Source organism: Bartonella sp. AC329YNZD (genome assembly GCF_042196685.1).
Lineage (GTDB): Bacteria > Pseudomonadota > Alphaproteobacteria > Rhizobiales > Rhizobiaceae > Bartonella.
Genome location: NZ_JBHIQS010000005.1, coordinates 106,892 through 128,058, shown reverse-complemented (window position 1 = coordinate 128,058; position 21,167 = coordinate 106,892). Strand labels below are relative to the sequence as shown.

The 21,167-nt window shown below is 38.0% G+C and carries 16 protein-coding genes and 1 pseudogene; all 17 read right to left on the bottom strand.

Annotation, left to right across the window (positions count from 1 at the left end):
- Positions 1-113 (bottom strand): annotated as a pseudogene (locus tag ACFIMW_RS04330) (glycoside hydrolase family protein); the annotation flags it as partial.
- Between the two features lie 155 nt (positions 114-268).
- Positions 269-3,769, bottom strand: coding sequence for a transcription-repair coupling factor (gene mfd / locus ACFIMW_RS04325; RefSeq protein WP_375608277.1), 3,501 nt, complete (start codon positions 3,767-3,769; stop codon positions 269-271).
- 5 nt (positions 3,770-3,774) lie between these two features.
- Positions 3,775-4,062 carry a succinate dehydrogenase assembly factor 2 gene (locus tag ACFIMW_RS04320; protein ID WP_375608278.1) on the bottom strand — a complete coding sequence of 96 codons (288 nt, stop codon included), beginning with the start codon at positions 4,060-4,062 and terminating at the stop codon, positions 3,775-3,777.
- A gap of 67 nt (positions 4,063-4,129) precedes the next feature.
- The gene (locus ACFIMW_RS04315; RefSeq protein WP_375608279.1) at positions 4,130-4,810 is read right to left on the bottom strand and encodes an ABC transporter ATP-binding protein; all 681 of its coding nucleotides are present in this window, start codon (positions 4,808-4,810) and stop codon (positions 4,130-4,132) included.
- Entirely contained in the window at positions 4,810-6,078 is a 1,269-nt protein-coding gene (locus ACFIMW_RS04310; RefSeq protein ID WP_375608280.1) for a lipoprotein-releasing ABC transporter permease subunit, read from the bottom strand. The genes ACFIMW_RS04315 and ACFIMW_RS04310 overlap by 1 nt, the downstream gene beginning before the upstream one ends.
- An 11-nt stretch (positions 6,079-6,089) precedes the next feature.
- Positions 6,090-7,415 (bottom strand): proline--tRNA ligase, encoded by a 1,326-nt coding sequence (proS, locus tag ACFIMW_RS04305; protein WP_375608281.1) that lies wholly within the window; start codon positions 7,413-7,415, stop codon positions 6,090-6,092.
- 200 nt (positions 7,416-7,615) lie between these two features.
- On the bottom strand, positions 7,616-9,292 hold the full coding sequence (locus tag ACFIMW_RS04300) for a ribonuclease J (protein ID WP_375608282.1): 1,677 nt from the start codon (positions 9,290-9,292) through the stop codon (positions 7,616-7,618).
- 49 nt (positions 9,293-9,341) lie between these two features.
- The gene (locus ACFIMW_RS04295; RefSeq protein WP_375608283.1) at positions 9,342-10,148 is read right to left on the bottom strand and encodes a biotin--[acetyl-CoA-carboxylase] ligase; all 807 of its coding nucleotides are present in this window, start codon (positions 10,146-10,148) and stop codon (positions 9,342-9,344) included.
- 5 nt (positions 10,149-10,153) lie between these two features.
- Positions 10,154-11,608: an NADH-quinone oxidoreductase subunit NuoN gene (nuoN, locus tag ACFIMW_RS04290; protein WP_375608284.1), complete on the bottom strand. Its 1,455-nt coding sequence runs from the start codon at positions 11,606-11,608 to the stop codon at positions 10,154-10,156.
- Between the two features lie 17 nt (positions 11,609-11,625).
- Positions 11,626-13,095, bottom strand: a complete 1,470-nt coding sequence (locus tag ACFIMW_RS04285; protein ID WP_375606838.1) for an NADH-quinone oxidoreductase subunit M — start codon at positions 13,093-13,095, stop codon at positions 11,626-11,628.
- Positions 13,095-15,059, bottom strand: a complete 1,965-nt coding sequence (gene nuoL / locus ACFIMW_RS04280) for an NADH-quinone oxidoreductase subunit L (protein WP_375608333.1) — start codon at positions 15,057-15,059, stop codon at positions 13,095-13,097. Before nuoL ends, ACFIMW_RS04285 begins: the two co-directional genes overlap by 1 nt.
- A gap of 6 nt (positions 15,060-15,065) precedes the next feature.
- The gene (nuoK, locus tag ACFIMW_RS04275; protein WP_015856359.1) at positions 15,066-15,374 is read right to left on the bottom strand and encodes an NADH-quinone oxidoreductase subunit NuoK; all 309 of its coding nucleotides are present in this window, start codon (positions 15,372-15,374) and stop codon (positions 15,066-15,068) included.
- A 14-nt stretch (positions 15,375-15,388) separates the two neighbouring features.
- Entirely contained in the window at positions 15,389-16,009 is a 621-nt protein-coding gene (locus ACFIMW_RS04270; RefSeq protein ID WP_375608285.1) for an NADH-quinone oxidoreductase subunit J, read from the bottom strand.
- Positions 16,010-16,103: 94 nt separating this feature from the next.
- A complete protein-coding gene (gene nuoI, locus ACFIMW_RS04265; protein WP_375606836.1) occupies positions 16,104-16,595 on the bottom strand; it encodes an NADH-quinone oxidoreductase subunit NuoI in 492 nt (163 codons plus the stop codon).
- Positions 16,596-16,609: 14 nt separating this feature from the next.
- A complete protein-coding gene (gene nuoH, locus ACFIMW_RS04260) occupies positions 16,610-17,656 on the bottom strand; it encodes an NADH-quinone oxidoreductase subunit NuoH (RefSeq protein WP_375606922.1) in 1,047 nt (348 codons plus the stop codon).
- Positions 17,657-17,678: 22 nt separating this feature from the next.
- Positions 17,679-19,748, bottom strand: a complete 2,070-nt coding sequence (nuoG, locus tag ACFIMW_RS04255; protein WP_375606835.1) for an NADH-quinone oxidoreductase subunit NuoG — start codon at positions 19,746-19,748, stop codon at positions 17,679-17,681.
- A 63-nt stretch (positions 19,749-19,811) separates the two neighbouring features.
- Positions 19,812-21,119, bottom strand: a complete 1,308-nt coding sequence (gene nuoF / locus ACFIMW_RS04250) for an NADH-quinone oxidoreductase subunit NuoF (RefSeq protein ID WP_375606834.1) — start codon at positions 21,117-21,119, stop codon at positions 19,812-19,814.
- Positions 21,120-21,167: the final 48 nt, after the last annotated feature.

The window sequence follows — 21,167 nt, the reverse complement described above, 5'->3', positions numbered from 1 at the left end:
GGCTTCCCACCGACCTTATTCCATTTCTGTAATTCTAAGGGTACAGCTTCATAATCACCTTGATTAAGCTTCTTCAAAAGGCTCGACTTGCAAAAGGCTGCTGTTATATTATATCAATACGTGTTATAATAAAGAATTCAAAATAAATAGTAAGGAGTTATTTTATTATAAATTTAAATTTTATTCTTATATAAAATCAGTAAATACTTGTTTTTATATAATAATTTTATAAATATAAGTAATAGTTCTGAAATAATAAAGATATTTTCTAAACAAACTGTTGTTCTGCCATTTCTACAAGCTGCATCATAATTGTTGTCGCTCCAATAAGTCTTTCATCAACGCTAGCCCAATCTCGAATAAGAGCGATACTTTGATCTGGACGAATTTTTGCCATTGAACCTTGTTTTCCTATCCACTGAACAAGAGCAACACTATTTGCGAAATAGTTATTACGAAACTGTATAACAATCCCCTTTGGTCCTGTATCTAATTTCTCTACATGCGCTTTTCGACACAATGTTTTGATATAAAAGACTTTAAGAAGGTGTTGAACCTCAAGGGGTAAAGGACCAAAGCGATCGATTAACTCTGCTGCGAATTCATCAATTTGTTCTAAATTCTTAAGTTCTGTCAAGCGTCGGTAAAGCCCCATACGTAATGATAAGTCAGGAACAAAACTTTCTGGTATCATCACGGTTGTACCAAGTGAAATTTGAGGAGACCATTGTTTATCCTCACTTTGCTCTCCATCTTTTAATTCAGCAACAGCTTCCTCAAGCATTTTTTGATAAAGTTCAAAACCAACTTCTTTAATATGCCCTGATTGTTCTTCTCCTAAAAAATTGCCTGAACCACGAATGTCCATATCGTGGCTTGCTAATTGAAATCCAGCGCCCAGTGTATCAAGAGATTGTAACACTTTAAGACGACGATCAGCTGCAGGCGTTAAAACTTTACCAGAAGGAAATGTAAAGAGTGCATAAGCACGTTGTTTTGAGCGCCCTACCCTACCACGTAACTGATAAAGGGCAGAAAGGCCAAACATCTCAGCACGATGCACAATTAGGGTATTGGCTGTTGGAATATCAAGACCGGATTCAATAATGGTTGTCGATAGCAAAACATCATATTGCCCATCATAAAATGCATTCATAATATCATCAAGTTGTACAGCCGGCATTTGTCCATGAGCCACAACGAATTTGAGTTCTGGCACATGTGTTTTGAAATATTCTTCTACAAAAGCTAGATCAGAAATACGAGGACATACATAAAAACTTTGTCCACCACGATAATATTCTCGAAGCAATGTTTCGCGTATAACAAGTGCATCAAACGGTGCAATAAAAGTACGAACCGACATTCTATCAATAGGGGGTGTTGTTATTAATGAAAGTTCACGTACCCCTGATAATGCTAACCCTAAAGTGCGTGGTATAGGGGTTGCTGAAAGTGTGAGAACATGAATGTCACTTTTAAGCTCTTTTAAACGCTCTTTGTGTTTTACACCAAAATGTTGTTCTTCATCAATGATAAGAAGCCCTAACCGTGAAAAATTGACTGCATCACTTAATAATGCATGGGTTCCAATGACAATATCGATTGTACCATCTGAAATACCTTTTTTAACTTGTGCAAGCTCTTTCGTTTTTACAAGCCTTGAAGCATGACCAATTTTAACTGGCAATCCTTGAAAACGTGAAATAAACGTCTTATAATGTTGACGTGAAAGCAATGTTGTCGGTACAACAACAGCAACTTGATATCCATTTAATGCTGCAACAAAAGCACTGCGAATGGCTACTTCGGTTTTTCCAAAACCAACATCACCGCATATCAAGCGATCCATCGGTTTGCCTGATGCTAAATCGTCCAAAACAGCATCAATTGCATTCATTTGATCTTCCGTTTCTTCATAGGGAAAGCAAGCAACAAACTCATCAAATAGTCCAGCTGGTGGAAATACAGCAGGTGCAGCACGTGTCATACGCTCTGCAGCTATACGGATTAATTGCCCTGCCATTTCCAACAAATGTTTTTTAAGCCGCGCTTTACGTGCTTGCCAAGCAACACCCCCTAATTTATCTAAAGTTACCTCTGTTCCTTCTGAGCCATAACGTGAGAGAAGCTCAATATTTTCAACAGGTAAAAAGAGGAGATCACCTCCAGCATATTTAATTTCAAGGCAATCTCGTAAAATTCCAGTGGTTGTGATGGTTTTAAGACCAACAAATTGGCCAATACCGTGGTCGATATGCACAACAATATCACCAGAATTTAAAGCAGAAATTTCAGAAATAAAATTTGTATTATTCTTACGCCGCTTTGGTGATCTGATGAAGCGATCACCTAGGATATCCTGCTCTGCTATAATAGCTAAATCTTCAGCCTCAAAACCATGTTCTATCATGATAACAGCTGCTAATATATGATCTCGTGGTGTTACTTTGACAGTTTGCAAGGATTTTACAACATCTATTTTTTTCAATCCATGCTCATCAAGAACTTGCATCAAACGATTGAGAGACCCTTCACTCCAACACGCTAAAAGTACTTTTTTGCCAGCAGTGCGTAAAGAGGCGATATGATCAATAACACTTGAAAAAACATTTTTTTCTTGCGCATTACGCTCTTTTACAAAATCATATCCCTGTTTAACATTGGTGTGAATAACTGTTTGTTCCAAACTTTGTGGAATATTAAAAGGTGAAAAATCAATACGCTGTGAAGATTGTTGCACACATTCTAAAACACGCTCTGGCGTTAAATAAAGAAGACTAGGGTCTATTGGATGATAAGAAGTAGAAACTTCTTTATCATTTTCGCGCTCTTTACGCGCATTATAATAGTCTTCAATAAGGCGATAGCGCTCAATGAAAACTTCTTCTATAAGATGCTCAAAAACAAGCGGTAGGTTGCCACAATGGTCAAAAAAAGTGTCAAGGTTTTCATAAAAAAAAGGAAGCCAATGTTCCATACCGGCAAAACGCCGACCTTGAGCAATTGCTTCATAAAGCATGTTATTTTTTTGTGATACACCAAATGTACGGGTATAATTGCTTTTAAATCGGCTGATGCGTTCTGGTGTAAGAACAACCTCACTCATTGCCTGCAATAAAAGTTCAGTTTTTTGACGTGTTGTCCTTTGACTTTCTGGATCAAATACGCGGATACTTTCCAGGGTATCTCCAAAAAAATCAAGACGTAAAGGTTCAATATCCATAGGAGAAAAGATATCAAGTATTCCTCCTCTTACAGCAAACTCACCAACATCACGGACAACCGTAACGCGTTCAAAACCATTGGTTTCTAGGAATTGAATTAGATTCCCCATGTTATTGTGTTGGCCAACATGTAAGTGAATAAGCTGAGCTTCTACCATTTCACGAGGAGGCAACTTTTGCATAATTGCATTTGCTGTTGTTAATATAATTGCAGGATGTGGATTTTGACGTAAATTTGCTATGCGTGCCAATGCTGATAGTCGACGGGCCATGACAGCAATTCCTGGTGATACGCGATCATAAGGCAAACAATCCCATGCAGGAAATTGAAGTACGGGTAAATTGGGTTCAATAAAATTTAAAACTTGTTGTAAATGCGCAATTTTTGTTCCGTCATGAACAACATAGAGGAGCGGTTTACCTTGTGCAATTTCTGAACTTAACTTAGCAAGCGCAAAGGCTTCAAATCCATCAGTAACGCCATCAAAAATCATACGAACAGAACTGTTTTGGGGAATAACAATTTTTTTAAATATAGGCATTGGGATCAATAACTTAAGCAAGTACGATAATTAGCAATATCACGAAAAAGTGGACTATCAATTTCAGATGGCGGTGAAATTTCTCCAGTAATCCATGTGAGTAAATCACGATCATCAAAAGACATAATATACTCAAGCTCAGAGAGGGTTCTATCATTCATTCCAGTAATATGAGCATCGACATAATGTCCAAAAATGAGATCCATTTCACGAATACCACGATGCCATGCACGAAAAATCAAACGGCGGCGACGCGCATCCAATTGATTTTTGTCATCGACAAAAACTGTCATAAAAAAATCTCCTTGAATAAAGTAATATAAACTATTCAATTTGTCGTATAAAATTTGTACCTTGCTTTTAAGGAAGTTCTATAATCTTTTGTTCTTTAAGTGTAATTCGACGATGCATTTGCTTAGCCAAAGCGTAATTATGTGTTGCAATAAGAGCAGAAAGACCAGACTGACGAACCAGAACAGATAAAGCTTGAAAGACGTAAGCTGAAGTTACTGGATCAAGATTTCCTGTAGGTTCATCGGCCAAAAGAACAGAAGGGCCATTTGCTACTGCACGTGCAATAGCAACACGTTGTTGTTCTCCTCCTGATAACTCTGAGGGACGATGGTTAGCACGATGCGAAATACGCAGATACGTCAATAATTTACGCGCACGATCTTCTGCTCTGGACTTTTTTAATCCTGCTATCATTTGCGGTATCATGACATTTTCTAAAGCCGTAAACTCTGGTAGTAAATGATGAAATTGATAAACAAAACCAATATCATTTCGTCTTATAGCTGTTCGCTCACTATCAGAACGCTTTGCACAAGAAACACCCCGTAACAACACATCACCAGCTGTTGGTTTTTCTAATAATCCAGCAATATGCAGAAGTGTTGATTTTCCAGCACCAGATGGTGCAACAAGTGCCACAAGCTCTCCCCTATTAAGGATAAAATTTGCTTTATTTAAAATAATGAGCGGCTTATCACTCTCAAAAAATCGCCTTTCAATCTCTACAAGTTCTAAAATAGCTGTCATTATTCATACCTCAAAGCTTGTACGGGATCTAGCTGAGCAGCACGCCATGCTGGAATGAGAGCAGCAAGAAATGACAAGAATAAAGCCATCATAGCAACCAAGATGGTCTGTTTCCACTCAATTTGTGCAGGCAATTTTGTCAAAAAATAAAGTTGGGGATTAAAAACGTCGACATTAAATAACCAAGAAATAAAGTCTTGAATATGATTAATATTTACGGTCGCAATAACACCTAAAATTAAGCCCAATATCGTTCCAATAAAACCAATCATCATTCCTGTGATAATAAATATACGCAAAATCGCACTCTGTTGAGCGCCCATCGTGCGTAAAATTGCAATATCATGACTTTTATCTTTTACAAGCATAATCAGTCCTGAAATAATATTTAAAGCAGCAACAAGAACGATCAAAGAAAGAATAAAAAACATAACATTTCGTTCAATTTGTAAAGCTGAAAAAAAAGCCTGATTGCGTGTACGCCAATCAATTAAATAAACCTGTTGATCAGCTGCTTTTTCTACAACAGGTTTTATTTGATCAACAGCATCAGGATTATTTAGAAATAACTCTAAAGACTGAACCTTATCTCCTAAATTAAAAAACATTTGTGCTTCATGAAGAGGCATAAAGATAAATATTGAATCATATTCAGACATACCAACTTCAAAAATAGCAACGACTTTATAAGCTTTCACGCGCGGAGTAACGCCAAAAGGAGTCTCATCACCATCTGGAGTTATAATGCGAAGATCTCTTCCAACTGTAAGTCCCAATTTTTCTGCTAAGCCACTTCCAATTGCAACCCCTTCTTCTTTATCAAACTGAGAGAGCGATCCTAATTTAATATTTTGAGAGACTGTTTTAAGCTTTTCTAAATCTTGTTTGCGCATACCGCGAACTAAAGCGCCAGAGCTTCCTTGAACGTCACCTTGAACAAGCGCTTGACCTTCAATAACAGGTAAAGCAAACTTCACACCATTTGTAGATTCTAAAGAAGAAATAAGAGTTTTATAATCAGAAAAACCAGAATCAACTGTTTGAACAATAAGATGTCCATTCATACCAAGAATACGATTGAGAAGTTCTGTACGAAAGCCATTCATCACCGCCATAACAACAACCAGAGCGAATACGCCCAACATAATTCCAATAAGAGAAATAATTGAAATAACAGAGGCAACGGCATGTTTTTTATTGGGAATCATGTAACGAAAAGCGATCATCCACTCATAAGATGAAAAAACTTTATTTTTCAGCCTCTTCATAACATTTCCTATTAAATTATAGAAAGTTGGCTGAGTACATCTTCAACCTTTAGAGATTTTTTTACACCTGTTTTGCGATCTTTAATTTCAACTTCATTTTGTGCAATGCTGTTAGGACCAACAATGATTTGCGTTGGCAAACCAATCAAATCCATTGTTGCAAATTTTGATCCAGGACGTTCATTTCTATCATCTAATAACGGATCAAAACCAACCTTCTTTAATCCCTGATAGAGAAACTCACATGCCTGTGTGCATTTTTCATCATCGGGCTTCATATTGATAATCCCAAAATCAAACGGTGCCATCGACTTTGGCCAAATAATACCATTTTCATCATGAGAAGCCTCAATAGCGGCCGCAACAAGACGCGAAGGCCCAATACCATAAGATCCCATAGAGACCACATGCTCTTTTCCATCTTGTCCCATAACTTTTGCTCCCATTGGAGCGGAATATTTAGTACCAAAGTGGAAAATATGCCCTACTTCAATACCACGCGCTGAAAGACGATTATGATCAGAAACTTTAGCCCACTCCTCTTCATTATGCATTTCTTCCGTTGCTGCATAAAAAGATGTCCATTGCTTAACAATATCATCTAAAACAGCTTTATCACTGAAATCGATTGAACTATGGGGAACGGTAAGTTCAAGAAATTGTCTATCACAGAAGATAGCGCTCTCTCCCGTTTCAGCCAAAATGATAAATTCATGACTGAGCTCCCCCCCAATGGGACCTGTGTCAGCACGCATGGGAATTGCTTTTAAACCAAGACGAAAAAAAGTGCGTAAATAAGCAACAAACATACGGTTATAAGATGTTTTAGAACCTTCATAATCAAGATCAAAAGAATAAGCATCTTTCATTAAAAATTCTCGTGCCCGCATCACACCAAAACGTGGACGAATTTCATCACGAAATTTCCATTGAATATGATACAAATTAAGCGGAAGATCTTTATAAGAACGAACATAAGAACGAAAAATTTCTGTTACCATCTCTTCATTGGTTGGACCATAAAGTAAATCACGTTTTTGACGATCTTTAATGCGGAGCATTTCTAAACCATAATCATCATAGCGACCGCTTTCACGCCAAAGATCAGCAGACTGAATTGTAGGCATCAATATTTCTATTGCACCCGCACGTTCTTGTTCTTCACGAATAATTTTACAAACTTTATCAAGCACTTTTTTTCCCAAAGGAAGCCAAGAATAAATTCCTGATGTTTGCTGTCGAATCATCCCAGCACGCAACATGAAGCGATGAGAAACAATTTCTGCTTCTTTAGGATTCTCTTTTAAAAGTGGAAGGAAATATTGAGAAAGACGCATTGAAATAATTAACTCCTAATCAGATCTACCATATTGAAACAATTTAATACACCCTCCATTCATCTATAGCCGCATTCTGAATACTTGCAAATATAACGATCTTATTGTTTCAAAATTTATTGTGCTCTATTCTCTATTTTTCTTATTTAGCAATAAAATAAAAATGCTTTTCTCTTTAAATAAAGTAATAGGAAAATTCTTTATTTTGATCGATGTAAAAAAACTGTACAGATAGGTTTTTTTTGCCAAATGTCATGAACAGCTGCTCTTACTGCACGTCGTGTTGCCTCTCGAATAAGTTCATTATTGTTCCGTTTCATCCGTGGGATGTTATAAACTGTATCTTCTACAATATCTAAAAGAATATCTTTCAAATTCTCCCCCTTTCCATTATTTTCAGGTAACCCGAATGTTGATAGACCTATATCCCCCAATAATTCATACTTATTATTTATATGGAGAGAAATAGTAACATGACCAGCATAACTGAGTTTGCGGCGTTCACGAATCCCTAATTCATCTTCATCCCCAATTAGGCAACCATCCTTATAGATACGTCCAACAGGAACTTGATCAACAACTTTTACAGGCTTTGGTGCGAGACGTAACATATAGCCATTTCTGATATCCATAACAGTTTGAATACCTGCTTGACGGGCTAAAGTTGCGTGAGTCTTAAGATGCATTGCTTCCCCATGTACAGGAACAAGTATCTGTGGCTTTATCCAATCATACATCTGTAAAAGTTCTGAACGACGGGGATGACCTGAAACATGAACAAGGGCATCTTCATTCGTAATAATTTCAATACCCAAATCAATGAAACGATTTTGTACCTCAAGAATAGATTTTTCGTTTCCTGGAATACTTCGTGATGAATAAATAACGGTATCACCAGCGGAGAGTGCAATATTCCTCATTCCATCACGTGAAAGTTTAGCCAAAGCAGCACACGGCTCACCTTGGCTTCCTGTGACGATTAAAACAAGATCTTTTCGCGGGATGTAACCATAATCATCTTCTGTTACAAATGGCGCTAAACCATTCATATAACCAAGCTCTTGTGCAACCATAATACTTCGCTTAAGGGAACGCCCAATGACGAGTACCTTACGCCCAGAAGCTTCAGCGGCAATAGCAATAGAACGTATCCGACCAATATTAGAAGCAAAAGTTGCTATCGCAACGCGCCCTTTAGCTTTCAAAATAATTTCAGAAAGACTGGTTTGAACCTGCTGCTCTGATGGAGATATACCATCCCGACACGCATTTGTGGAATCACAAAGTAATGCTAAAACACCTTTTTTGCCTAAAGCACGAAATCTTTTTTCATCGGTTACAGCCCCGAGTGAAGGGGTATGATCGATTTTCCAATCACCAGTATGAATCACAGTCCCCAAAGAGGTTGTAATTGCTAAAGAGACAGCTTCTGGTATTGAATGGTTAACGGCTATAGCCTCTACAGCAAAGGAACCTACCTGAAAACAATCACCAGCTTGAAAAATATTGAGTGAAATTTTTTGAGATTCAAAATCTGCTTGCCTTTTACTTTCCAATAATCCTGCCGTAAAAGGCGTACAGTAAATTGGAACCTGTAACTTTGGCCATAAATCAAGAACGGCCCCATAATGATCTTCATGAGCATGTGTTAAAACAAGACCATGAATATTGTGTTTTTCACTTTCTAGAAAACGAATATCAGGCAAAACAAGATCTGCTCCGGGTAATTCAGGTCCAGCAAAACTAATTCCCATATCAACAAGCAACCATTCACGAAAATTTTCAGGACCAAATCCATAAGCAGCGAGATTCATCCCTATTTCACCTACTCCTCCTAAAGGTAAAAAAACAAATTCATTCTCGTTGGCCGCAACCATAAACATCTCCTAAATCATTAAGATAATCTGATGATGAAATAAAACTTTATCAATTAATACGATTTGCATGAGCAGAAGCAGCTGAACCAAAATGAACATCCCCAGCTGTTATAATGGCTGTTTGACCATTATTTTGTTTTATGATGCAGTTAAAATCACTATCAAGACCATCAAAAATACCCTCGATGACTTTTTCATCATTGATTATTTTGACATGCTGCCCAAGATGAGCAGAGTATAAAAGCCACTTTTCGCGAATTATATTGCGTCCTCCTAATTGTTTCCAAAGGAGATAGTTTTTAGAAAAACACTCCGTCAGAACCGTAAATAACTGTTCTGCTTCAATATGCAAACCAATATTCTTTAAACTTGAAGTGGGATAGAGTGCGTTTTCATAATTATATTTCACATTTATTCCAATACCAATAACCAATGCATATTGTTGTGATGGCAATTTTAAAATCTCGAGCAAAATTCCAGAGCTTTTCACACCTCTGAGCAAAATATCGTTTGGCCATTTTAAGCTCACAATATTGTTTGTTTGCTTTTCATCTTTTATAAATTGTTTTATTGCCTCTGCCACACTTACTCCAGCAACAAAACCAAGTTGAGCAGCAGTTTGATGCACAATATCATCAATTAACAAAAGACTAGAATAAAGGTTCCCTTTAGGACTAGACCAAGTCCTCCCTCTTCTCGCTCTTCCCTGTAATTGTTCTTGTGCAACAATCCAAAGATAACCTTGATGACCAGCTTGTGCTTTTCGTTGTGCAATGAGATTTGTTGAATCGACAGTACTGTGCAATTCAACAGTGTATCCCTGTTTTTGTGCAAAATCTGATAAAATATAAACCATATTCGTTAAAACAATGCTGCTGCTGCTTTTTCTGCTAACTCAGTGAACCAAATTCCAAAAAGCATGTAAAACAAAATAAAGAAAGCAGAAAGACCAAGAAAAAATTGAAGCTCATTCGATAAAGCAACAAAATGCGTTTTTGCATCATCAAACCACATAATTTTAATGACTCGCAAATAGTAAAAGGCCCCAACAACAGACGCTATCATCCCAACGACAGCGAGTGGCGTAAGTCCAGCATGGACAGCAGCAGAAAATGTGTACCATTTCCCCAAAAAACCGGCCATAGGCGGTATGCTTGCTAGCGAGAACAGTTGTATTGTCATTACAACAGCCATAAACGGATTTGTCTTTATGAGACCTGAAAGATCATAAATATTTTCAACATTTCCATTATTCGAGCGCATTCCAAGAATAAAGGCAAATGAACCAATCGTCATTCCAAGATAAATAGTCATATAAAGAATAACGCTTTTTATCCCAAGCATATCTCCAGCAGATAAACCAACTAGCGCATACCCCATGTGACCAATGGATGAATAAGCCATCAAACGTTTAATATTGCTCTGACCAATTGCAGCAAATGCACCAAGTATCATTGATGTAAGAGCCATGAACACCAAAATTTGTTGCCATGCAGGCATAGAGCTATCAGAATGACTTAGTGGAATAAAAGTCATAACCATAAGACGAATAATGAGTGCCATCGCGGCAATTTTAGGGGCACCAGCAAAAAATGCTGTAATCGGTGTGGGCGCTCCTTCATAAACATCAGGTGTCCACATATGAAACGGAACAGCAGAAATTTTGAAAGCCAAACCAGCTAAAATAAAGACAATTCCAAAAATAACCCCTAATTGTACATTCTTGCCTTTTAAAGCAAGAGCAATTTCGTGAAAACCAATTTGACCGGTAAAACCATAAAGCAAAGAAATACCATAAAGAAGCAACCCTGAAGATAATGCTCCTAAAACAAAGTATTTTATACCGGCTTCAGAAGATTTCACATTATTACGATTAATCGCTGCTAAAACATATAAAGCTAAAGATTGCAATTCTAACCCCATATAAAGCGACAGCATATTACCCGCTGAAATCATAAACATCATTCCAAGGGTTGCTAAAAGAACAAGCACTGGAAACTCAAATATATTAAACTTTTGTGCATTGGCAAAACCAACAGACATGATAAGAGAAAAGAGCGCACCAATAAGCATTAAAATTTTCATATAACGACTAAAGGAATCGATAACGAGCGCATTGGTTTGAAATGAGCCATTTTTCGGAAAAACTATAAGAATAACAATGGTTGCCACAAGAAGTGCTATGGCTAAACCTGTCACTGTTAAAGAAGCACGTGTATTGGAATAAACACCAATCATAAGCAGCACGACAGCTCCTAATGCAATTAAAAGCTCTGGAAGAATTAAGACTAATTGCGCTATTATTTCAGTTTGCATGTGCATTCTTCCCTTATCTAGTGCAGTTTATTGATGAGGGTTTCTACGGAAAACGCCGTTGCCTTAAGAATAGGCGTTGGATAGATACCAAAGAATATTGTAAGAATAACCATTGGATAAAGGAGGAATTTTTCTCTTAAAGAAAGATCTATTAATACTTTTAAATTCTCTTTATCCAAGGAACCAAAAATCACACGCCGATAAAGATAAAGAGCATAGGCTGCCGATAAGATAACACCTGTTGTTGCTAAAACAACAACCAATTTATTTACTTGAAAAACACCTATTAAGGTTAAAAATTCACCCAAAAACCCTGAGCTTCCAGGCAAACCAACATTTGCCATGGTGAAAATTAAGAAAACAACAGCATATTTAGGCATATTATTCACTAAACCACCAAACGCTGAAATTTCACGTGTATGCAAGCGATCATAGATAACACCAACACAAAGAAACAATGCTGCTGAAACAATTCCATGGGATAGCATCTGATAAATAGCCCCTTGTATCCCCTGTTCATTCGCAGCAAAAATACCCATCGTTACATATCCCATATGCGCTATTGAGGAATATGCAATAAGTTTTTTGATGTCACTTTGAACAAGTGCAACCAGTGATGTATAAATAATAGCGATAAGCGATAATGTGAAAACAAAAGGCGCAAAATCTGCTGAAGCGATAGGAAACATTGGTAAAGAAAAACGAAGAAAACCATACCCACCTAATTTAAGTAAGACACCAGCTAAAATAACAGAACCCGCCGTCGGTGCTTCTACGTGAGCATCAGGGAGCCATGTATGAACTGGCCACATTGGCATTTTAACTGCGAAAGAAGCAAAAAATGCAAGCCACAACCATATTTGCATATGAACAGGAAACTGATAATTGAGTAAAGTTGGTATATCAAGTGTCCCAGCCTCCCAATACATAACCATAAGAGCAACCAGCATAAGCACTGAACCAAGTAAAGTATATAAGAAAAACTTTATACTTGCATAAACACGACGTGCTCCTCCCCATACACCTATAATGATAAACATTGGAATGAGGCTGCCTTCAAAAAAAACATAGAATAGCATTGCATCAAGAGCACAAAAAACACCAATAATCGCAACTTCTAGAAGAAGAAACGCAATCATATAGGCTTTTAATCTCTCTTTAACATTCTCCCAACTTGCTAAAATACAGAAAGGCAAAAGAAAAGCCGAGAGAACAACAAAAAGAATAGAAATACCATCGACCCCCATATGATAGCTAATACCCCCCCCTAACCAACTGGATTTTTCAACCATTTGAAAATTTTGGTTGCTAGAATCAAATCCTATCCAAATAATTAAAGAAATAATAAAAACAAATAGAGTCGTAAAAAATGCAACATTACGTATATTATGGCGTGCTACTTCACTATCATCTTTGATAAACAAAATCAGAAGAACACCAACAAGCGGCAAAAATGTAACCGTAGAAAGAATAGGCCAATCGGTCATTAGTTTACGCCCCCGATCATCATCCATGTAATGAGCAATGCAACGCCGATAAGCATTGCAAATGCATAGTGGTAAAGATAGCCTGTTTGCATTCGAACAACTCTATTTGTAATATCAACAACACGCGCTGCAATACCATTGGGACCTAGACCATCAATAATCTTACCGTCTCCCACTTTCCAAAGAAAAGAACCAATTCTAAAGGTAGGACGAACAAATAAAAAGTTATATAATTGATCGAAATACCACTTTTGGTAAAGAAAGTGATACACTCCTGGCATAATACGCGCCATTTTCTTGGGAAGAGAGGGAGCCGCAATATAAAATAAATAAGCCAACATAAACCCAAGAATCATTGCTATAAAAGGCGACCATTTTACCCAATTAAAAACATGGTGGGCATCATGAAGGATATGATTGTGGCTGCTTGTAAACAATGCTCCCTTCCAAAAAGTATCGTATAAATCACCAAAAAAATAAGGTTGGAAAATAACACCAGCAAATATTGCTCCAATAGATAAAATAAAGAGAGGGATCAACATCACTGGGGGCGATTCATGTACATGATGCATAACATCAACAGTTGCTCGTGGTTTTCCATGGAACGTCATAAAGATAAGCCGCCATGAATAAAAGCTTGTTAATAAGGCTGCAAAAACAAGAAGATAAAAAGCATACCCTGAAGCAATATTATGGGATGCAAAAGCAGACTCTATAATCGCATCTTTTGAGAAAAAACCCGCAGTCCCGAAAAGTGTTCCAGGAACGCCAACACCGGTCAATGCAATGGTCCCGACCATCATCATCCAATAGGTGACCTTTATATGTTTGCGTAACCCGCCCATTTTTCGCATATCTTGTTCATCAGATACAGCATGAATGACAGAGCCCGCCCCAAGAAACAATAAGGCTTTAAAAAAAGCATGCGTAAAAAGATGAAAGACAGCAGCTCCATAAGCTCCAACACCTAATGCAACAAACATATAACCAAGTTGAGAACATGTAGAATAAGCAATAACACGCTTAATATCATTCTGCACTAACCCCACAGTTGCTGCAAAAAATGCCGTTGTTGCTCCAACAATAATAATCACTGTCAAAGCAGTTGAAGAAAGTTCAAAAATTGGCGACATACGCGCAACCATAAAAACACCAGCCGTTACCATTGTCGCTGCATGAATAAGTGCTGATACAGGGGTTGGCCCTTCCATTGCATCAGGAAGCCAAGTATGTAAAAGAAATTGTGCGGATTTTCCCATCGCACCAATAAATAATAAAAGACATGTAATGGTAATTGCCATCTGTCCATCAAACTGCCAACCTAAAAATGTCATATTTTGTATAAAGCTATTGTTTGCAGCTTTTGCAAAAATAGAGCTAAAATCAACCGATTGAAATAAAACAAAAATACTAAATATTCCTAAAAGAAAACCAAAGTCTCCAACACGATTGACGACAAAAGCTTTCATTGCAGCCTTATTAGCAGAATCGCGTTGAAACCAAAAACCAATTAACAGATAAGAAGCAAGTCCTACACCTTCCCATCCAAAAAACATTTGGATCAAATTATTGGAGGTCACTAACATAAGCATCATAAATGTAAACAAAGAAAGATAAGAAAAAAAACGTGACCTTGAGGGGTCATGATGCATATAACCAATTGAATAAATATGCACTAATGCCGAAACACTGTTTACAACAATAAGCATGACTGCTGTTAATGTATCAATATGTAAAGCCCAGTTAAAGCTTAAGTCACCAACAGTCATCCAATGTAGTACCAATACATCAATCACTGGAGTATGACCAAGTGCAATACTAAAAAAAGCCACCCACGACAATATGGCAACAATCACCATAAAGCTACATGTTATTAATTCACTCGCACGATCTCCTATCGTTTTCCCACCTAGTGCAGCAATGAGAAAACCCAAAAGCGGAAGAAAGACAATCGTATAATACATCACTGGTTAGCCTTTCATTACATTAACATCTTCAACCGCAATGGAACCACGATTACGGAAAAAAACGACAAGAATTGCTAAACCAATGGCAGCTTCAGCAGCTGCTACGGTTAAGACAAATAGAGCAAATATCTGCCCAACGAGATCATGAAGAAACGCTGAAAATGCAACAAAATTAAGATTAACTGAGAGTAATATAAGCTCAATAGACATCAAGATAATAATCACATTTTTTCTGTTGAGAAAAATTCCAGCAATACCAATTGTAAACATCAAAGCAGAAACTGTGAGATAATGCGTAATATCAATATACATCTATATAGCCCCCCTTAAATACCTTTTCCTGATTCAACTTGCTTGATTTCAATGGCACTTTCTACCGTTCTAGAAACTTGCTCTGCAATAGATTGCCTCTTTACTCCTAGTTTATGACGAAGTGTTAAAACAATAGCACCAATCATTGCAACCAATAAAATTATTCCAGCAATTTGAAAATAGAAAACATAATCCGTATAGAGAATATCTCCTAATGCCTGTGTATTTGTTCGCTGCGCTAAATCAGGCATTGGTTGCGTAACATGCGCTCTCAAGACTGGAGAAAAATAGCTACTTACAAAAACAACAATCAATTCTACAGCGATAATAACGCCAATAAGAGCTCCAATAGGAGCATACCGAAGAGTTCCACTCTTTAACTCAGCAAAATCGACATCAAGCATCATAACGACAAATAAAAATAAAACAGCGACAGCTCCAACATAAACAACAAGCAGAATAAGTCCTAAAAACTCTGCTCCTGCAAGTAAAAATAAAGCCGCAGCATTAAAAAATGCGAGGATTAAAAACAAAACAGAATGCACTGGATTGCGTGCTGTAATAACAATAACTGCACTTGTTAGCATAATAAAAGCAAACAAATAGAAAAATGCCGCCGCTAGATCTGTTAGCATAGGCTTCTCCTTAATTATTCAAACAATTGGTATAAACTTCATACCAGATTACAATTTATCGGAAAACTATCCGACACCTCATTTAATGATACACTTAACGATAAGGTGCATCCATCAATATATTTCGAGCAATTTCTCGCTCCCAACGATCTCCATTCATTAAAAGTTTTTCTTTATCATAATAGAGTTCTTCACGTGTTTCTGTTGCAAATTCAAAATTTGGTCCCTCAACAATAGCTTCTACCGGACACGCTTCTTGACAAAAACCGCAGTAGATACACTTAACCATATCGATATCATAACGGACAGTTCTCCGTGTACCATCATTACGTCGCGGACCTGCCTCAATTGTAATCGCTTGTGCAGGGCAAATTGCTTCACATAATTTACAAGCAATACACCGTTCTTCACCATTTGGATAGCGACGCAATGCATGCTCACCACGGAAACGGCCAGATACAAAACCTTTTTCATAAGGATAATTAATTGTGGGCTTTGGTGAAAAAAATTGACGCATAGCTAAGAAAAAAGCACTCACGAATTCCAATAGAAGAAGTGACTTTGCCGCCTGAATGAAACCTGACATCGTAAAATCTCCTCTTAAACGAAATCCGTAAATTTTAAAAAAGAAGCAGTTATCACAACCATTGCTAGTGAGAGAGGAAGAAAAACCTTCCAACCAAGCCGCATGAGCTGATCATAGCGATAACGTGGAACAAAAGCTTTAACCATAGCAAACCAAAAAAATACAAAACAGACTTTTAAAACAAACCAAATGATACCAGGAACCCAATTAAGCCACCAAACATCTAAAGGAGGCAGCCAACCGCCCAGAAATAGAATGGTTGTTAATGCGCACATTAAAACAATCGCAACATATTCACCTAGAAAGAAGAGCATGTAAGGCGTTGAAGAATATTCAACCATATGACCAGCAACAAGTTCAGATTCTGCTTCCACCAAATCGAACGGAGGACGGTTTGTCTCTGCAAGCGCAGAAATAAAAAATATAATAAACATTGGAAAAAGGACCAACCAATTCCAATCGAGAAAACTGTTAAAAGGAAGACCAAGAGTTGTACCAAGCCCGTGCGTTTGTTTAAAAACAATTGTTGTGAGATCTAACGAACCACTTATTAAAATGACACTCACAAGCACAAAACCAATGGAAACTTCATAAGAAACCATTTGTGCCGCCGAACGAAGAGCTCCTAAGAAAGGATATTTTGAATTTGATGCCCATCCCCCCATAATAACACCATAAACTTCAAGAGATGAAATGGCTAAAATATAAAGCAAGCCAACATTAATCTTTGCAACCTCCCAGCCCTCATTGACAGGAATAACAGCCCAAGTTGATAAAGCAAGTGTCGCTGAAACAAAAGGAGCTAAAAGAAAAACACCCTTATTTGCACCTGCAGGGATAATAGGCTCCTTAACAACAAATTTAATTAAATCTGCAAAAGACTGTAACAAACCCCATGGGCCAACAACGTTTGGTCCACGACGCAATTGTACCGCTGCCCAAATTTTTCTATCTGCGTAAAGAAGATAAGCAACTAAGATCAAAAGAACGACTAAAAGAAGCAGTGTTTTTCCAACGATAATAAGTAATGGCAACAGCCAAGTCATAAAGAAATCATACATCATTATTCCTTTTCCTTTGCCTTTACTCTACAGTTTGCGTAACACGGTTTTTTGCAAGAGATGAACATTCAGCCATAACGGCAGAAGCACGTGCTATCGGATTTGTCAAATAAAAGTCTTTAATCATAGAAGTAAATGTTTGACTCTCTAGAGAAACCATTTTTGAACCAAGCACCTTAAGATTACTTATATCAGAAGGCACTATATCATCAACGGCACAAAGATGTGGATAATCATTAAACAAACATTGTCTTAATTGAGAAAGAGAATCAAAAGGAAGCCTTTGTCCTAAAACATCCGATAAAGCACGTAAAATAGCCCAATCTTCTTTTGCTTCACCTGGAGCAAAACCAGCCCGATTTGTCATTTGAACACGCCCTTCTGTATTTACATAAAGCCCTGATTTTTCAGTATAAGCAGATGCAGGCAAAATAACATCAGCAGCATGCGCACCATTGTCACCATGGCTACCAATATAAACTATAAAAGCTTTTGTATCAGCTAATTCTACTTCATCAGCACCAAGTAGAAATAAAATTTCACAGGTTTTTAGAATATTGGCAACCCCAAGCTTAGAAGTAAAGCCTATATCCAACCCTCCAACAGTTGATGCTGCATTATGAAGAACTCCAAATCCATTCCATGTCTCACTAAGAGCACCTATATCATCCGCTAATTTAGCAAGATTTTTTAAAACAGGTAAACCTTCATTTCCTGAAATTGCTCCCTCTCCAATAAGAATAAGGGGCCTCTTTGCTTCTCTTAAGACATTTAAAAAAGCATCCTCTCCCCGAATAAGTGTCGTTAATGTATCACTTCCAGATCCAAGGTAAGAATAAGGATAACGTAAATCAACTTTCTCTCCAATTAATGCAATAGGAAAATTTCCTATTCGTTGGCGCTTTAAAATGCGTGCATTTAAAACAGCCGCTTCATGACGTGGATTAGATCCCACAATAAGCAGAGCATCAGCCTGTTCAATACCTGCAATTGTAGGATTAAAAATATAACTCGAACGCCCAAACTCAGGCGATAAAGCAACTCCTCTTTGGCGACAATCAAAGAGCGTTGAGCCCAACGAACTCAATAATGCCTTAAGGGCATACATTTCTTCAACAGAAGCAAGATCTCCAGCAATGGCTCCAATTTTTTCTGGAAAGATTTTAGAGATCACCATTTTAATTTTTGCAAAAGCTTCTGTCCAACTGACAGGTTGAAGCTTTCCATCTTTGCGTACATATGGCCTATCAAGCCGCTGAGTCCGTAATCCATCCCAAATAAAACGCGTTTTATCAGAGATCCATTCCTCATTTACATCTTCATTCGTGCGCGGCATAATCCGCATAACTTCACGACCGCGGCTATCAATACGGATAGCACTACCAAGCGCATCCATCACATCAATCGATTCCGTTTTGACCAATTCCCACGGACGGGCATGAAATGCATAAGGTTTTGAGGTTAAAGCCCCCACTGGACAAAGATCAATAACATTTCCCTGTAATTCAGATGTCATAGCTTTTTCAAGATACGTCGTAATTTCAGCATCTTCACCACGACCGATCAAACCAAGCTCAGAAATACCTGCAACTTCCGTTGTAAAACGAACACACCGTGTACAATGAATACACCGTGTCATAACAGTTTTGACAAGAGGTCCAATATATTTATCTTCTACAGCACGTTTATTTTCTGTATAACGAGAACAATCTCGCCCATAAAGCATTGCTTGATCTTGAAGATCACATTCTCCCCCTTGATCACATACTGGACAATCCAAAGGATGATTAATGAGAAGAAATTCCATAACACCTTCACGTGCTTTTTTTACCATCTCCGTATTGGTAAAAATCTCAGGCGCTTCACCGTTAGGTCCTAACCGTAAATCACGAACCCCCATAGCACAAGAAGCCTGAGGTTTTGGAGGACCACCCTTAACCTCAACCAAACACATGCGACAATTTCCAGCAATTGACAAAGATTCATGAAAACAAAAACGTGGTATTTCTGCCCCAGCTGCCTCGGCAGCCTGAAGCAGCGTGTAGTAATCAGGAACTTCAATCTCTTTGCCATCAACTTTGATATTTATCATCACCCATCCAACCTGCGGATAATCCACTTAAAATTTGCATTCGGTTGCTCTTTAAAAAATTTTCTATCCCACGACTTCCAAAGCAATATTTTTTCTTTGGACGACATTTCGCGTATATTCATCAATTCTACGTTCAATTTCTGGACGGAAATTACGAATCAGCCCTTGTACAGGCCACGCTGCAGCATCGCCAAGAGCACAGATAGTATGCCCTTCAACTTGTTGAGAAACCTCAAATAAAAGATCAATCTCGCGTTTTTGCGCTCTTCCCTCAACCATACGTCCTAAAAGACGCATCATCCAACCCGTCCCCTCACGACACGGTGTACACTGACCACAACTCTCGTGCTTAAAAAAAACAGCTATACGCCAAATTGCTTTGATAATATCGGTTGATTTATCCATAACAATCATTCCCCCTGTGCCAAAAGAAGACCCGACATCTCGCATCCCATCAAAATCCATAATCGCATCGATCATATCCTCACCACGGACGACTGGACAAGAAGCCCCCCCTGGAATAACTGCTAAAAGATTATTCCATCCACCACGAATACCACCCGTATGTTTTTCAATTAATTCACGGAATGAAACACCAAGAGCGTCTTCAAATGTACAAGGGGCGTTAACATGCCCTGAAACCATAAATAATTTTGTGCCAACATTATTCGCCCGCCCAATTGATGAAAACCACGAAGCTCCTCGCCGCAAAATTGTTGGAACAACGGCAATGGACTCTACATTGTTGACTGTTGTTGGACAGCCATAAATCCCCATATTAGCAGGAAATGGTGGTTTAAGCCGAGGTTGTCCCTTTTTTCCCTCAAGACTTTCAAGAAGGGCCGTTTCTTCACCACAAATATAAGCACCGGCTCCATGATGAATGATAATATCGCAAGCATGCCCATATTTTGTTTTTTTGCCAAGCAAACCTGCATCATAACATTCATCAACGGCAGCTTGTAGCGCTTCACGCTCACGAATATATTCACCACGAATATAAATAAAAGCAACATTGGCTCCCATAGCAAAAGTAGCGATTGCACATCCTTCAATCAAAGTATGGGGATCATGCCGTAAAATATCACGGTCTTTACATGTCCCAGGCTCTGATTCATCAGCATTGACAACCAAATAATGAGGACGCCCATCACTCTGCTTTGGCATAAAAGACCATTTCATTCCGGTAGGAAAACCAGCACCACCACGACCGCGTAAACCCGACGCCTTCACCTCATCAATAATCCAGTCACGACCTTTGTCAATAATCCCTTTCAGACCATTCCAATGTCCACGCGACATCGCAGCCTTTAATGATTTGTCTTTTAAACCATAAATATTGGTGAAGATACGATCTTTATCAGCTAGCATACCCCACCTTTTTTTCTATTGCCCGTAGCATTTTTAGCTTTTCCTCAA

Excerpts from the sequence above, each read along its gene's own strand:
- mfd (WP_375608277.1), bottom strand. The coding sequence starts at position 3,769 with ATGCCTATATTTAAAAAAATTGTTATTCCCCAAAACAGTTCTGTTCGT.
- ACFIMW_RS04320 (WP_375608278.1), bottom strand. The coding sequence starts at position 4,062 with ATGACAGTTTTTGTCGATGACAAAAATCAATTGGATGCGCGTCGCCGC.
- ACFIMW_RS04315 (WP_375608279.1), bottom strand. The coding sequence starts at position 4,810 with ATGACAGCTATTTTAGAACTTGTAGAGATTGAAAGGCGATTTTTTGAG.
- ACFIMW_RS04310 (WP_375608280.1), bottom strand. The coding sequence starts at position 6,078 with ATGAAGAGGCTGAAAAATAAAGTTTTTTCATCTTATGAGTGGATGATC.
- proS (WP_375608281.1), bottom strand. The coding sequence starts at position 7,415 with ATGCGTCTTTCTCAATATTTCCTTCCACTTTTAAAAGAGAATCCTAAA.
- ACFIMW_RS04300 (WP_375608282.1), bottom strand. The coding sequence starts at position 9,292 with ATGGTTGCGGCCAACGAGAATGAATTTGTTTTTTTACCTTTAGGAGGA.
- ACFIMW_RS04295 (WP_375608283.1), bottom strand. The coding sequence starts at position 10,148 with ATGGTTTATATTTTATCAGATTTTGCACAAAAACAGGGATACACTGTT.
- nuoN (WP_375608284.1), bottom strand. The coding sequence starts at position 11,608 with ATGCAAACTGAAATAATAGCGCAATTAGTCTTAATTCTTCCAGAGCTT.
- ACFIMW_RS04285 (WP_375606838.1), bottom strand. The coding sequence starts at position 13,095 with ATGACCGATTGGCCTATTCTTTCTACGGTTACATTTTTGCCGCTTGTT.
- nuoL (WP_375608333.1), bottom strand. The coding sequence starts at position 15,059 with ATGTATTATACGATTGTCTTTCTTCCGCTTTTGGGTTTTCTCATTGCT.
- nuoK (WP_015856359.1), bottom strand. The coding sequence starts at position 15,374 with ATGTATATTGATATTACGCATTATCTCACAGTTTCTGCTTTGATGTTT.
- ACFIMW_RS04270 (WP_375608285.1), bottom strand. The coding sequence starts at position 16,009 with ATGCTAACAGATCTAGCGGCGGCATTTTTCTATTTGTTTGCTTTTATT.
- nuoI (WP_375606836.1), bottom strand. The coding sequence starts at position 16,595 with ATGTCAGGTTTCATTCAGGCGGCAAAGTCACTTCTTCTATTGGAATTC.
- nuoH (WP_375606922.1), bottom strand. The coding sequence starts at position 17,656 with ATGTATGATTTCTTTATGACTTGGCTGTTGCCATTACTTATTATCGTT.
- nuoG (WP_375606835.1), bottom strand. The coding sequence starts at position 19,748 with ATGATAAATATCAAAGTTGATGGCAAAGAGATTGAAGTTCCTGATTAC.
- nuoF (WP_375606834.1), bottom strand. The coding sequence starts at position 21,119 with ATGCTAGCTGATAAAGATCGTATCTTCACCAATATTTATGGTTTAAAA.